The organism is Arcticibacter svalbardensis MN12-7 (assembly GCF_000403135.1).
GTDB classification, from domain to species: domain Bacteria; phylum Bacteroidota; class Bacteroidia; order Sphingobacteriales; family Sphingobacteriaceae; genus Arcticibacter; species Arcticibacter svalbardensis.
The window spans coordinates 1-13,508 of the sequence record NZ_AQPN01000052.1 but is presented as its reverse complement, the minus strand read 5'-3'; the positions used below and the strand labels follow the sequence as shown (position 1 = coordinate 13,508).

Genomic DNA, 13,508 nt, shown 5'->3' with positions numbered 1-13,508 from the left:
GGAGGTATATTATCAAACAGGTAAAACAGCTGCATCGGCAGATGTAAGTGCTTATTTATTCGCTTTTAGTGCTGCGTTGCCAAAAGTTTTCGCTAGTCCGGAGTTAGGCGTTGACTATTTATCAGGTACAAAAGCGGGCTCTTTAAAGGAAGGCGCATTTGATCCGACCTTTGGAACGAACCATAAGTTTTATGGGTTTATGGACTACTTCTACGTAGGAAATGCACATGCTCAAGCGGGAAGAACAGCAGGGCTAATTGATATATACCTGAATACTAAGATTAAAACGGGTACAAAATCTATGGTATTGTTTAATCTTCATCAGTTTAATGCTCCGGTTGATGTTTATTTCTCAACTACCAAGCTTTCAAGCTCCTTCGGTCAGGAAGCGGATCTTATTTACAACCTGAATCTTTATCCCGGTGTAAATTTTAAATTGGGTTATTCTCAGTTATTCTCCACCAAAACCTTAGAAGCGGTAAAGGGTACCATTCATAAGGGCGTTAATCAGTGGGCCTGGTCTATGATTACCTTTTCTCCTACCTTTTTATAGTCCATTTCCACACCTAAATACAGAGCTCATCTGATGTTTTTTTAGAGTATTAACGGTTTATGTTTGTTGGAGTAAAACTGTTTTTTTAAATTAGCGCATGAATAAATTCTGCTTTGCACTAGACCTTAAAAATGATCCTGCTTTAATTGCCGCGTATGATCATTGGCATAAAAATGAAAATTGCTGGCCTGAAATCTTGAAAAGTATTGAGGTGACTGGTATTACGAATATGGAAATATACCGTACCGGGAACCGTCTTTTTATGATCATGGAAACAGATGACTCGTTTGATTTCGATAAAAAGGCTGCGATGGATGCGTTAAATCCAAAAGTGCAGGAATGGGAAAAGCTGATGTGGGAATTTCAGTCACCATTACCATGGGCAAAAGAGAACGAGAAATGGGTAATGATGGATAAAATATTCCAACTTTAGTATTCGTTAAAATCTGCAATTTAATTACAATTTATTTGCAATAAACATCGTAAAATGGCTCGCGTTGTGTTAATTTAGCGTCGGAAAATATCACACATTGTCTACGAGGAAAAATTTATTGATCGCCGCCTGTTATACGGGAGCGTTGGTGTTGGGAATGGTTCTGGGGCCCAAGTTTCAGAAAGAGAATAATAAAACAAATAATGAATTAACTAATAGACTTCAATCGGATGAAGATGGAGGTAAATTAAGCCAGGTTCTTGATCTCATAAAAGAGAACTATGTAGACGATGTTAAGTTAGATACCTTTCAAAATCTGGCTATTAATGAGATTCTTAATCATTTAGATCCTCATTCTGCGTACCTCCCTCCTGTAGAGGCGCGACAATTCAGCGACGATATTAATGGAAACTATGATGGAGTAGGTATTGAGTATCAGCTATTAAATGATACCTTGATCATCACGCATCTTAATTCGATGGGGCCGGCAGCAAAAGCGGGACTTCAAAGCGGTGATCAGCTTTTGAAAATCGGAACGGTGAACATTGCAGGAACGGGTGCTACTTCTAAGAAAATAGTTGAGTTGATTAGAGGTCGGCAGGGAACTTTGGTGAATCTAACCATAAGAAGGTATGGTGTTACCGATGAAATCGTTTATCAGGTTCCACGAAATAAGATTACAATTAGTAGTATCGATGTGGCTTATCTGCTTCAGAATAAGATAGGCTATATTAAAGTTAGTAAGTTTGGAGCAAAGACCGATGAGGATTTTCAGGCCGAGCTAATCCGTTTGAAAAAGCAGGGTATGAAGGGTTTGATTGTGGATCTTCGTGAAAATGGGGGGGGGTATTTAAATGCCGCAACCGCATTGGCAGACCAGTTCTTGCCTGAAAATAAACTAATTGTGTACACCCAGGGGCAGCATGAGCCTAGAACAGATTACTTTGCCACGCGTGCAGGTAATTATGAGCAGGGTAAACTAGTGGTGCTGATTGATGAAGGAACTGCCTCAGCAAGTGAAATTATTGCGGGTGCGATACAGGATTTGGATAGGGGTATTCTTGTTGGGCGCCGTTCTTTTGGAAAGGGCCTTGTGCAGGAGCAGTTTAATTTTGGTGATGGATCTTCGCTCAATTTAACCGTAGCGCGTTATTATACACCATCGGGCAGGTCTATTCAAAAGCCTTATTTACATGGTAAAGCTGAATATTTTCAGGAAGTATCTAATCGTTTGAGTAGTGGGGAGCTGCTTCAGGATAAAGAGCATCTGATGAGTAATCTATATTCTACAAAGGATAAATTTTTCAGGACTACTTCTGGTCGGATAGTTTATGGAGGGGGAGGTATTATGCCTGATATTTATGTTCCGGTTGATACCAGCAAGACGAACAAGCTTTATTATGCTTTAAGCAGGAAGGCTGTATTGAATGAGTATGTGTATAGCTATCTGATTAAAGCGAAGCGGCCTGTGAATTTGAATAGTCTTTCAGCTGAGTTTAACATTTCTAACCTGCAGTATAAAAAGCTGGTTGCCCTGGCTAAATCGAAGAATATTATATTTTCTGCAAAGGAGTTTGACGTTGCAAGGCACTTGATTATGCTTGATCTGAAGGCTTTGTTAACTCGCTTTTACTTTGGGGAGGCGGCCTATTATCACGTTTTAAATGAAGATGACCATGTACTTTTACGGTCACTTAAGGAATTTAAGTAACCGTATGGTACGTTTTGTTATTTAAGGACGGTGTCCTTGATGTTAATACTATCTAAATTCAATTCCAGGTGGAGTAGCGAATCTGCGATCCGTACTGTTTCAAGTGAATCTCGTTTTTCTTGTTGAACTTTATCATTCTCTGCGTTACATCCTGTATAGGAAAAAGCGCAGAGGATTACTAAAAGGCTGAAGTAACGCATCCTCTTATTTCTGTCTGAAGAAAATCTGGATTGGCACTCCTGTAAAGTCAAAGTTCTCTCTTAATTTATTTTCCAGGAAACGTTTGTATGGATCCTTGATATACTGCGGTAAGTTGCAGAAGAAAGCAAACATAGGTGATGACGCCTGGATTTGAGTGATGTATTTGATTTTAATGTGTTTCCCTTTTAAAGCAGGGGGAGGGGTGTTCTCAATGATAGGAAGCATGATATCATTCAGCTTTGATGTAGGAATCTTTTTTATTTTATTCTCGTACACTGCTTGTGCAGCCTCTACTGCTTTAAAAATACGTTGTTTCTCAATTACTGAGGTAAAAACGATAGGGACATCATTAAATGGAGCTAAACGCTCTCTGATGGTTTCTTCAAAAACCTTAGTGGTGTTCTGGTTTTTTTCTATTAAATCCCATTTGTTGATCAGGATAACGATTCCCTTTTTGTTCTTTTCTGCCAGGTGGAAAATGTTGATGTCCTGTGATTCGATTCCATCAACAGCGTCAATCATCAGAATGTTTACATCTGCTTCTTCGATCGCTTTGATCGTTCTCATTACAGAGTAAAATTCTAAATTCTCTTTTACTTTAGTCTTTTTACGCAGACCTGCAGTATCAATAAGCATGAACTCATGACCAAATTGATTGTAATGAATATGGATCGAATCGCGGGTTGTACCGGCAATAGGGGTAACAATGTTTCTCTCTTTTCCTATAAGGGCATTAATCAGGGATGATTTACCCACATTTGGACGGCCTACAATAGAAAACTTAGGAAGTGTTGACTCTTCTTCCTGAAGATCATTAAAATGGCTCACTGCTTCATCCAACAGCTCACCTGTTCCTGATCCGGTCATGGAGGAAATAGGGAAAATTTCGCCTAATCCTAATCCGTGAAAAATATGGGTGTCGTTAAGCAGTTGATTGTTGTCGACTTTATTGGCAACGACCAATACTGGCTTTTTACTTCTGCGCAGTACGTCGGTAATGCTATCGTCCAGATCTGTTATGCCGGTGGTAACATCCACCATGAACAGAATAACTGTTGCTTCTTCAATTGCGATAAGTACCTGTTCTCTGATGGCTGCTTCAAAGACATCTTCTGAATGGGCTACGTATCCGCCTGTATCGACTACTGTAAAAGGTTTTCCTATCCACTCGGCCACACCGTAATGGCGGTCGCGTGTAACGCCGCTCGTATCGTCTACGATGGCTTTTCGGGTCTCAGTAAGTCGGTTGTATAAAGTTGATTTTCCAACGTTTGGACGTCCTACTATGGCTACTATATTACTCATTATTGTTTTAAATTTCAGGTCCGTATTTCCGTGAACAGCCTGTATGTATTCGTTTTACAAACATAAGCCAATTTATGGCTTGTTTTATTCATTAATCTTCATACCCAAATCGCTTTAAGTAATTCTTTCTATTGCGCCAGTCGGGAATGACTTTTACAAACATTTGGAGGAATACTTTTTTCTGAAGGAACTCTTCAATATCCTTCCTTGCATAGGTGCCTACTTTTTTAAGCATTTCTCCGCCTGTGCCAATCAGGATGTTCTTTTGTGAATCACGCTCTACCATGATCTCCACACTTATCCGGTCAATCTTCTCTTCTTCCTTGAACTCAGTTACGATCACTTCTGTGCTGTAAGGAATTTCCTGTGCATATAAGGTAAAGATCTTTTCTCTGATAATTTCCGTTACAAAGAAGCGCTGGTTCCTATCTGTTAAGGTGTCTTTATCGTAATAAGGTGGGTGTTCGGGAAGGTGCTCAATGATATATTCCATTACAGCGCCAACATTATGATCATGGAGTGCTGAGATAGCAAATATCGCATTTGGGTTAAGTTCTGTTTTCCAGTGTTCGATTTTTGCCGTTACAAATTCCTGTGTCGATTTGTCCATTTTATTAATGATAACCACAACTGGGGAATTCGTCTTCTTTAATTTTTCAATTACATCCGACTCATCATAGCGTTCATTGATGTCGGTTACAAACAAAATTATATCTGCATCAACCAGTGAATCATTGACCGCACCCATCATACTTTCCTGCAATCCATACACCGGTTTTATGACGCCGGGCGTGTCAGAAAATACAATTTGATACGCTTCTTCGTTTACGATACCCAAAATTCGGTGTCGTGTTGTTTGCGCCTTGGGAGTGATGATTGACATCTTTTCCCCCACCAGGGCATTCATCAGGGTCGATTTCCCTGCGTTAGGCTTTCCAATTATGCTAACAAATCCGGCTTTATGTGACATGAAAATTTATTTTAAAAAAGATTTGGACTGCAAAGAAACGAAATTTATCTTTGCAGTCCAATTCAAACAGTGCTGAACCTTGTTCTTGCTCTTTAAAGAGGTCTTCAAAAGCCTTGGTTTGACGGAAAAAAAAGTGCGGGGTGGAGCAGTTGGTAGCTCGTCGGGCTCATAACCCGAAGGTCATCAGTTCGAGTCTGGTCCCCGCTACCGGAAGTTGAGTAGAAAAGTTCTAAATAAGAACTTTTCTATGAAGCTAGAATGGTCCATTCGTCTAGGGGTAAGGACGTTAGATTTTCATTCTAGAAACAGGGGTTCGATTCCCCTATGGACTACGGAAAAAAAAGCGTACCTTTGTGTTCGCAAAAGATATCAACAGTAATTATTGCTTAGCAAGAGTTACTAAATGCACAAAAGAAACAGTGCGGGGTGGAGCAGTTGGTAGCTCGTCGGGCTCATAACCCGAAGGTCATCAGTTCGAGTCTGGTCCCCGCTACCTAGGAGTCATGGAAATGACTCTTTTTATAATGGCCCGCTCGTCTACCGGTTAGGACGTTAGATTTTCATTCTAGAAATAGGGGTTCGATTCCCCTGCGGGCTACTTCTAAGAAGTACAAAAACGCATAAAACCCTGTAAATGATAAATTTACAGGGTTTTTGCTTTTACAGATAGTAGTAAAAATTTTATATTCTCAGTTTTACTCTATATAACGAAAATTATATTAACTTATTCGAATTAAATTCTCAATTAAAATATGAGTAATTATTTATTAAGTCTAAAAAGATTAGTAGTCAACTGCTCAATATTTATTTCATCTAATTATGATAATAAAAAAAGCAGAAATAGCTAGATTTCGAGGTTTTGAAAATGTAGAAATAGAATTAGGATCTCAACTAACAATAATTGCGGGACAAAATGGAACACAAAAAACGACCATTTTAGGCATGTTAAGTCAGCCCTTTACTATTAATGATCCCTCAAATCCAATGAAAGATGAGAAACCGTTATGCGGAGGTTCATTTAAGTCAGCATTTAGCGAAAAATTCAAAATGTCAGATACTTTCGATATTGCAAAGGGTCACGAATGGACTTTATATATCTTCAATGAAGTTCCATTTACAGTGCAAAGTATCAAAAGAGGTAATGATAAAATACGTTTTTGGAAAAAGGGAGACCGATCAAAAGGGTCTGGCTATATCCAGTTACCTGTCGTCTTTTTGAGTTTAAAGAGATTGATGCCTATTGGTGAGGACCTAAGGTTAGATGAAAGTAGTTTACAAAGTTTAACTTCATTAGAAGAGCAGTTATTCAAAAGTTGGCATCAAAAAATTCTTATATCCACTGAGGAAATTACTACCGCTAACTATTTAGAAAGCCCTGATAAAAATACTCTAGGTGTAAATACAGCTTATTATGATTGGAGACAGAATTCTTCTGGACAAGATAATGTTGGCAAAATTCTATTGGCTGTCCTATCTTTTAAAAGATTAAAGGACAAATATCCCAGCACTTACCGAGGGGGTATTTTAGCAATTGATGAGTTGGATGCTACACTTTATCCTGGGTCGCAAATAAAGTTGATTGAAGCCTTAAGGAAATTTAGTTCAGACTATAAGATTCAAGTCATTTTCACCACCCATTCATTAACCATACTTGAAAAGACCTGTGAATTGCAAGAGCTTAATAAAGCAAACGATGCAACGAAAGAACAAATAAAAGTTGTCTTTTTGGAGAAAAAAAATCACAAGATTAAGATTGTCCAAAATGCTACAATTGATACAATTCGACATAGATTAAATGTAACAATAGAAAGTAGAAAAAAATTAAAAATAGACGCTTTTACAGAGGATAGAGAATGTATAGTGTTTGCAAAGGCATTGCTGAAAAGAAAGGCAAGTATGTTCAATTTTGTTGATTGCACATTGAGCTGTAGTAGTTTGATTGATTTAGCTACCCGAAAAATTCCTTCATTTGTATTGCCAAATTCTATAATCTTTTTGGACGGCGATGTTAAAGAACAAAAATCAGACTATAAAAAAGTCAAGGGGTTGGATAACGTTGTCCTGCTTCCTACAAATATATCTCCTGAGCGTGTTTTAGCTACATTTCTAAATGAACTTGATGACGAATCGCCAGTATGGGATAATATAAATATTAACTTTACAAAGCAATACTGCTTTAAAGATTATACGCTAAAAGATATTCTAAATGACAGAGTTAAGGCGAAGAAATGGTTTAATGAACATCTTAAAGATTGGGGAATTAATGCAAATAAGATAGTAAATCCTTGGATTAAAGAAAATAATGCGTTAACTGAACAATTTATTGCAGATTTCATCGAAGTCTACAACAAATTTGCTACTAAGCTCGCTATTGAAAAGATGACAACTTAAGATGACATCGCTAATTAAGAAGAGCATTAGACTGTTTGCATTCATTTCACCATTACCGTTGAGTAATGAAATTAATAACTCCTAATATAATGTATATAGACTACACCTCATGGGAAACCTTTGATTATACCCTTAGTACCTTGCATCTTGATTTAAACAATCCTCGGATAAATTATCAAGGGAAGAGCTTAAACCAAACACAAATATTAGAATACTTAATTGAAAATGAAAAGGTATATGAACTCGCAAAAAAAATTTCTGAGGAAGGATATTTTATTGGTGAAGAGCCTATTATTTGTATTGAAAATGATAAAAAGATAGTTTTAGAGGGGAATAGGAGAGCAGCATGCTTAAAATTACTTCAAGATCCTAAGAAGTTTCTCCCAACCTCGAAAGCGAATATCTTAATTCGAAATATTGTTGACAATAATTTTCCAGTAGATAGAAAACTTAGATGCCACATTGCCCCTAATAGACTTTTAGCAAATCCAATAATTTACAGCAGGCATCGAGGTGATGCCCTTAAGCGATGGCAAACAGGGAATCAATATGCTTTTGTCGCAAATATGTTTTATAACGACGGTTTGGTTATTAACGATATCTGTGAATTACTTTACGAAACTTCGGGAAACATAAAAAATTATCTAAAAGCTTACAATCTATTTTTCGAAGCACAGCAACTTCATTTAAGGGATACTGGCGAGTTTATTGATATTTCAAAATTTGATATTACGAATCTTGAAAGATTTTACAAATTTGACGATGCAAGGATTTTTCTTGGCGTGGACTTTAAGCCAGAGGATGGCGGGCTAATAATCACAATAGATAAGGACGAATTTGAAAAGAGACTGTTGTTTGTATTTAATGAAATGGTTCAATCAAAAGGTTTTTCAAGAGAATTTAACAATGAAGAAGATAAGGTTATTTATGTGAATAAGCTGAAAGAAAACACGATATTTGATTTTTATGTTAGTGACAACAATGAGAATGTTGAAAGCCATGGTGTCGTTGAAAGGAAAAATCTTGAAGAAGAAAAGATTAAAATAAATCCAAGAAAGAAAGTAAGAAAAAAAAGTGACTTAAGTAATTTCATTATACCTAGAGATTATTATTTGGTCTTTGAAAACGAAAAACTTGATCTCCTATTTGAAGAACTAAAATTTTTGCCTATTGAAAGATATTACTCATTTGCTATTTTAATTCGTACTTACCTTGAACAGGTTCTATTCTATTATATAGATAAACGTAACTTAGGTGAAAAACTTAATGAAAAAAATAATCAAAAAAGGAAAAATGATGGTCTTGCTAAAATTAAAACATTAACTGTGTTTCTAAAAAGTAGGTATTCCATTACAGAAGATATTGATTCTGCAGATTTTATGAGAATATTACGATTTGATGGTGATAAAGAGTTTGCATCAAGTCTTAAAACAATGCTGGATTATATTAAAAATCATGAACTGAGAGAAATCATATCAGAACCAGCCAAATTAAGGAACATAACAGACTACATAGATAATGTAAAAAATGGCTTAGACCTTGCTGTACATAATTTGAATTATACAATAGACATAAATGTCAACAGAAGAGCTTGGAATACTTTAGAGCCATTGTTTAATGCATTGTCAAACAATTTAATGGATATTTAATGCTTTACTCACCTTTGAGATACCCAGGAGGAAAAAATAAATTATCAGCTTTTATAGCCAAGATATGTGTTGACAATAAAGTCGATGGTCATTATGTTGAGCCTTATTCCGGTGGCGCATCTGTCGCTCTATTTCTTTTATTTGAAGGATTTGTAAAAAAAATCACGATAAACGATATGGATAGGTCGATTTATGCATTCTGGTACTGTGTACTAAACAAAACAAATGAGCTATGTGAATTAATTGAACGCGCAGAAATTACACCGCAGGAATGGAGAGTTCAACGTAAAATTCAAACCAATAAAACAAAGGCAAGCCTTCTTGACTTAGGGTTTTCAACTTTTTTTTTAAATAGAACCAACCGTTCCGGAATAATTAAAGCGGGTATTATAGGAGGAATAAAACAAGACGGTAAGTATCTCATGGATTGCCGATTTAACAAAATTGAATTGATCGATAGAATCAAAAAGATTTCTAAGCGTAGAACAGATATAACGCTGTATCAAAAAGATGCAGTGAAGCTTATTGATAAAATCCAGAAAGCATCTAATCATGAAAATACGGTTTTTTATTTTGATCCTCCTTATTATCTAAAAGCGAGTTCCCTTTACATGAACCACTATCAAGATGATAATCATAAAACAGTTAGTGAAAAGATAAAAGGCATAAAAAACATTAAATGGATTGTTTCTTACGACAATGTACCAGAAATCCAAGCTTTATATCAAGAGTGTACCAAGAAAGAGTTTTCTTTTAAGCATACTGCTTATGAATCTAGATTAGGTCAAGAGATTCTATTTTTCAGCCCTAGTCTAAAACAGCCAGAAATAGAAAATTGGGATCCATTAAATTTTTCGATAAAAAGGACATCCAGCGATAAAAATATCATTTACAAAGCCAAGAGATCACGAAAAACAAACTTAGGGGTTTAAGCAATAGTCATTACATGGTAATGAAGATGCTTGATCGTGTACTAGTACGCTCTGATTCAAGAAGGTAGATGGGTATATTAGCATTAAGTCTGCAACAATATTTTGATGAGCAGTTTGTTTCAAATGCACATAAGACTCAGTATCTTAGTTAGATGAAATGTTTGGCAGTAATCTCCATTCTTACCATCCTTACTTTGCCCTTATCAGCCCAACAAACGCAGAAACCCATGTTATATGGAAGTAGCTGGATGGCGATTACAGGCAAACCTTTGGGTGCAACGGCAGGTGCAATGATTTTTCAGCAAAAAGGAAATGCTGTTGATGCTGCCTGTGCGATGCTTGCTGCAACCTGCACGATGTGGGATACGCTTAACTGGGGTGGCGAGACGCAAGCCTTGATCTATAATCCTAAAACCCATAAAGTGATTGCGATTAATGCTATGGGTGTTGCACCTACAGGTGCTACAGTCGAGTTTTTTAAAAGCAAAGGATATAATTTTCCTCCTGAATATGGGCCCTTAGCAGCAACAACACCTGGTACACCCGGTGGATTGATCTACATGTTGATCAACTACGGTACGATGAGTCTGAAACAAGTGCTGGCTCCTGCCATGCATATGGCGGCAGGATATGCTATAGAGGCACAGTCGGCAAACACGATTGAACGGAATAAGGATTTGCTTAAGCAATGGCCTTATAGTAAAAAGGTATTTCTTACTCATGCAGGAGAAAATCGGGAAGCGCCTGAAGCTGGTGAAATCTTCGTACAAAAAGATTTACTTCAAACGCTTACCAAAATGGTTGATGCGGAAAGTCAAGCTTTAAAAAAAGGTAAAAGTAGGAAGGAAGCGCTGATGGCTGCTTATGATCGTTTCTATAAAGGGGATATTGCGCAAGAGTTTGTACGCGGTTGTCAGGAACAGGGTGGTTTAATTACCATGCAAGACCTCGCTAAGTGGAAACCAATAGAAGAAGAGCCACTGATGGTAAATTATAAAGGAGTTGATGTATATAAATTGCAGCAATGGACGCAAGGTCCGGTTATGCTTCAGGCATTAAATATCCTCGAGAATTTTGATCTTAAAGCAATGGGGTATAATAGCACGAAGTATATCCATACGGTATATCAGGCGATGAACCTTGCGTTTGCAGACCGTGATTTTTATTATGGAGATTCATATGCTCAGCCAAATGAACCAATCAAGGGACTGTTGAGTAAAGAGTATGCAAAACAACGTGCTGCTCTGATTCAATATGACAAGAACGATCAGCATATTGGTCCGGGTAATCCATATCCTTTTGAGGGAAGGCAGAATCCGTATATCAATCTATTGAAAAAAAGAGGATTTGAAATGGATACAACTAAACGTAATTTTGCTCCTAAACATGACTTGAGCAATAACTCCCCTCAAGATGAATATCAGGACAGGTTACTGCGTGGTACGACCTCTATAGAGGCTGCGGATAAAGAAGGATGGGTGGTTTCTATTACACCAAGTGGTGGCTGGTTGCCAGCTTGTATTGCCGGGAATACAGGAATGGGTATGAGTCAAAGGATGCAAAGCTTTGTGCTCGATTCCGTTTTGAATCCTTTCAATGTGGTAGCACCAGGAAAAAGGCCACGCGTTACTTTATCCCCTTCCTTGTTTTTAAAGGAGGGCAAACCCTATTTGTCAGCTGCTGTGCAAGGTGGCGATACGCAAGATCAAAATTTATTGCAGTTCTTTCTGAATGTATCCGAATTTGATATGACTGTACAGAAAGCTACTGAAGCTGCAAACTTCAATACCAACCAATTATGGCTTTCTTTAGGGGGAACTAAAACCGCTGACCGTGAGCCTAAACCCGGACAGATCTTATTAAATAATGATACGCCTGAAACTGTTCGTGATGAACTAAAAAAGATGGGGTATACATTGAGTTTTGATGATCGTACCAGTGGTCCCATTAACGCTATTTATTTTGATTGGAAGCACAACAGTTTATGGGGAGGTTCTAGCAATCATGGTGAAGATTATGGAATAGGATGGTAAATAAATCAATTTGCTAATTCCTTTTAGTAACAACTAGGTTACATTTTGTCTTGAGAAGAGCAGATTGTTTTTTTGTGTCATAAAGTTTTAACTTAGCGATATAACTATCCGATTTCTTTTTTTGAATTTAGGAAATTAATCATATAAACCATAAATCGAATGCTCAAGACACTAACAATTATTGCTGCTTTGTTTTTTGCAGTTAACCTGGAAGCGCAGACCGCAAATAGCGGATGGCAGAATCTAATTAACGGCAAAAGTCTAAAAGGCTGGAAGCAGCTTAATGGAAAAGCAAAATATGAAGTTATCAATGGTGAAATTATAGGTACAACAGTAAGTGGAGAACCAAATTCCTTTTTAGCTACTTCCCATGATTACGGAGACTTTATCCTTGAGTTAGAATTACTAGTCGATAATTCAATGAATTCAGGCATCCAATTCCGAAGTTTAAGTACACCCGATTACAATAATGGCAGAGTGCATGGTTATCAAATGGAAGTTGATCCTTCCAGCAGAGCTTGGAGTGGAGGAATCTATGATGAAGCTCGAAGAGGCTGGCTTTATCAGTTAGACATAAATCCATCTGCAAAAACGGCTTTTAAGAAAGAGGAATGGAATAAGTACCGGATCGAGTGTATCGGAAATACACTTAGAACCTGGATTAATGGAATCCCAACCGCTCATGTAATTGATGATCTGACAGCAAAAGGCTTTATTGCCTTACAGGTTCATGCAATAGGTAAAGACGATGTTCCAGGGAAAAAAATCCACTGGCGAAATATTCGGATTAAGACCAGCAATCTAACACCATCACCTTACGATGATATTGAAGTGGTGAATTTAGTACAAAACAATCTATCCCCACAGGAAAAAAGAAATGGCTATACTCTTCTTTGGGATGGAAAGACCTCCACAGGTTGGAGAGGAGCGTATAAAACGGTATTTCCTCAAAAGGGCTGGGAGTTAAAAGACGGTATTTTGAGTGTGCTAAAATCGGGAGGTGCAGAATCAACTAATGGAGGCGACGTTGTAACAACCAATGAGTTCAGTGCCTTTGAATTGAAGTTTGATTTTAAATTAACAGAAGGAGCTAATAGTGGCATAAAATATTTTGTGACGGAATCTGAAGGGAATAAAGGTTCTGCAATAGGCTTAGAATACCAGATATTGGATGATGAAAGACATCCTGATGCTAAACTAGGAAGGGATGGAAACCGCACATTAGCTTCTTTATATGATCTGATGACAGCGAATAAAGTTCCAGCTTCAATAAAGAAAATAGGGGAATGGAATCAGGGCATTATAAGGGTTTACCCGGATAATAAAGTGG

Annotated in this window: 9 protein-coding genes, 4 tRNA genes and 1 pseudogene; 12 read left to right on the top strand and 2 right to left on the bottom strand. The window is 37.3% G+C overall.

Annotated elements, in window-relative coordinates; all coding sequences use genetic code 11:
• The 3 genes and pseudogenes from ADIARSV_RS21825 to ADIARSV_RS06750 form a co-directional block, all read left to right on the top strand.
• Window positions 1–553: pseudogene (locus ADIARSV_RS21825) on the top strand (hypothetical protein); the annotation flags it as partial.
• A gap of 97 nt (window positions 554–650) precedes the next feature.
• On the top strand, window positions 651–986 hold the full coding sequence (locus ADIARSV_RS06755; RefSeq protein ID WP_016194689.1) for an L-rhamnose mutarotase: 336 nt from the start codon (window positions 651–653) through the stop codon (window positions 984–986).
• Window positions 987–1,083: 97 nt separating this feature from the next.
• On the top strand, window positions 1,084–2,697 hold the full coding sequence (locus ADIARSV_RS06750; RefSeq protein WP_040299323.1) for a S41 family peptidase: 1,614 nt from the start codon (window positions 1,084–1,086) through the stop codon (window positions 2,695–2,697).
• Window positions 2,698–2,901: 204 nt separating this feature from the next.
• Here the strand turns inward: ADIARSV_RS06750 and der are convergent, their stop codons facing one another.
• Together der and era are read right to left on the bottom strand one after the other, a co-directional pair.
• Window positions 2,902–4,203, bottom strand: a complete 1,302-nt coding sequence (gene der / locus ADIARSV_RS06745) for a ribosome biogenesis GTPase Der (protein WP_016194687.1) — start codon at window positions 4,201–4,203, stop codon at window positions 2,902–2,904.
• A gap of 91 nt (window positions 4,204–4,294) precedes the next feature.
• Window positions 4,295–5,173, bottom strand: coding sequence for a GTPase Era (era, locus tag ADIARSV_RS06740; protein ID WP_016194686.1), 879 nt, complete (start codon window positions 5,171–5,173; stop codon window positions 4,295–4,297).
• A 134-nt stretch (window positions 5,174–5,307) separates the two neighbouring features.
• Here era and ADIARSV_RS06735 point away from each other — a divergent pair.
• From ADIARSV_RS06735 to ADIARSV_RS06695, 9 genes are all read left to right on the top strand, one after another.
• Window positions 5,308–5,380 (top strand) — tRNA-Met (locus ADIARSV_RS06735).
• Between the two features lie 53 nt (window positions 5,381–5,433).
• Window positions 5,434–5,505 (top strand) — tRNA-Glu (locus tag ADIARSV_RS06730).
• Window positions 5,506–5,593: 88 nt separating this feature from the next.
• Window positions 5,594–5,666 (top strand) — tRNA-Met (locus ADIARSV_RS06725).
• Window positions 5,667–5,699: 33 nt separating this feature from the next.
• Window positions 5,700–5,771, top strand: a tRNA-Glu gene (locus ADIARSV_RS06720).
• Window positions 5,772–5,992: 221 nt separating this feature from the next.
• Complete coding sequence (locus ADIARSV_RS06715; protein ID WP_016194685.1) at window positions 5,993–7,564, top strand: AAA family ATPase; 1,572 nt, start codon at window positions 5,993–5,995, stop codon at window positions 7,562–7,564.
• Window positions 7,565–7,629: 65 nt separating this feature from the next.
• Window positions 7,630–9,213 (top strand): ParB N-terminal domain-containing protein, encoded by a 1,584-nt coding sequence (locus tag ADIARSV_RS06710; protein WP_200864726.1) that lies wholly within the window; start codon window positions 7,630–7,632, stop codon window positions 9,211–9,213.
• The gene (locus ADIARSV_RS06705; RefSeq protein WP_016194683.1) at window positions 9,213–10,145 is read left to right on the top strand and encodes a DNA adenine methylase; all 933 of its coding nucleotides are present in this window, start codon (window positions 9,213–9,215) and stop codon (window positions 10,143–10,145) included. Before ADIARSV_RS06710 ends, ADIARSV_RS06705 begins: the two co-directional genes overlap by 1 nt.
• Window positions 10,146–10,297: 152 nt before the next feature.
• On the top strand, window positions 10,298–12,178 hold the full coding sequence (locus tag ADIARSV_RS06700) for a gamma-glutamyltransferase family protein (protein WP_040299321.1): 1,881 nt from the start codon (window positions 10,298–10,300) through the stop codon (window positions 12,176–12,178).
• Between the two features lie 159 nt (window positions 12,179–12,337).
• Window positions 12,338–13,508, top strand: a 1,171-nt coding sequence (locus tag ADIARSV_RS06695; RefSeq protein ID WP_052016968.1) for a 3-keto-disaccharide hydrolase, incomplete at its 3' end; no start/stop codon positions are given.